The sequence below is a fragment of the Hydrotalea flava genome (assembly GCF_001623405.1).
GTDB classification, from domain to species: Bacteria; Bacteroidota; Bacteroidia; order Chitinophagales; family Chitinophagaceae; genus Hydrotalea; species Hydrotalea flava.
Genome location: NZ_LUHG01000113.1, coordinates 1 through 1,181, shown reverse-complemented (window position 1 = coordinate 1,181; position 1,181 = coordinate 1). Strand labels below are relative to the sequence as shown.

At 40.4% G+C, this 1,181-nt stretch carries 2 protein-coding genes; both read right to left on the bottom strand.

What is annotated here, in order from left to right:
* The coding region (locus A0F92_RS16110; protein ID WP_394330973.1) for a transposase at nt 1-130 on the bottom strand (130 nt) is incomplete at its 3' end.
* Nucleotides 131-216: 86 nt separating this feature from the next.
* Entirely contained in the window at nt 217-1,002 is a 786-nt protein-coding gene (locus A0F92_RS15335) for an IS110 family transposase (protein ID WP_068248348.1), read from the bottom strand.
* Between the last annotated feature and the right edge of the window lie 179 nt (nt 1,003-1,181).

The following is a 1,181-nucleotide window of genomic DNA, read 5'->3' as shown; positions in this document are numbered from 1 at the left end:
TCTTATTGTTGGGTGCAAGCCTTAGCCAGGAGGTAAATTGTTTGGATGTTTCAAACTTTGTAAATCCATCAGGTCCTATTTCACTCATGATGCTTAAAATGGTGGCATGACTTACGCCTTCAATCTGCATCAAATCCACGCCTTCAAAATATTGAAAGGCAGCCTGGTTCAAATCTATGCCTTTGATGGCATTTTTATTTTGCCGCTTATGCGTTTTTACTGTGGTGGAAAGTTTTTTTTTGAAGGATTGGTATTGATTTGCTGTCTGAGAAACTTATTGATTTGTGCGTCACATTCTGTTATCTTTTTTTGAATGAACTGGTAGCTTTCAAATTCCTGCTTTAGTCCAAATAGATAATCTTTTCTGTTGTTGCCCTTCAGCGCTTTTGCAATCTCTTCTTCCGATTTGCGGCAGTTAAAGTGTCTGTGTTTTGCCAGCTCAACAGGGTTTAAATTGCCTTTGCAGATGTCTTCTATAATAGCAAGCCCCGTAAGTCCGCATACATCTTTCACTACTACATCTAGTCTAAAGTTGAGCAGCTTCAGATACTTCTGCATCTTGTGTGTAGCTTCCACGCTTTGCCCAATCCAGTTGGTTCTTTGCCTGCAGTAGGTTCTAAGTGTTTCAGTTGTTTCATCAGGCAGGAAACTACCAGTTAATAAGCCAATGCTGTGAAGTTTTTGTATCCAGCGTGCATCTTTTACATCTGTCTTTTTCCCTTTAATGTTTTTAGTAAACTTTCCATTGCAAAGGGTAACATCAAAGCCAGCTCGTGCCAGTTCTACATACAGGTTTTGCCAGTAGCTTCCTGTGCTTTCCATTGCAACATGTGTGATGTTGTGCTGTTTTAAATGATTGCAGATGCTAACCAGATCATCAGCATACACACCAAACTCCTGCACATCTTTTTCTCCTTGTCCTACTGCTACAAAGTGAGAGCGGCTGCCTATGTCAATGCCGGCACAGTGCGGATTGACAATGTCCATTTCCATTTTTGCCATAGTAAAAATTTTGCAGTTAAAAAAAGGCTCTAAGAAAATGTACCTAAGGATTTATCAATTATTCTGAACGGGGTCTTCGCCACAGGCGAGCCACCACTGAATTCATAAACTCTCCAAGTAAATGGAGTTGTACATTTTAACCAGAATGACGCACGGGGTTATTAACCACCACTGCTTAA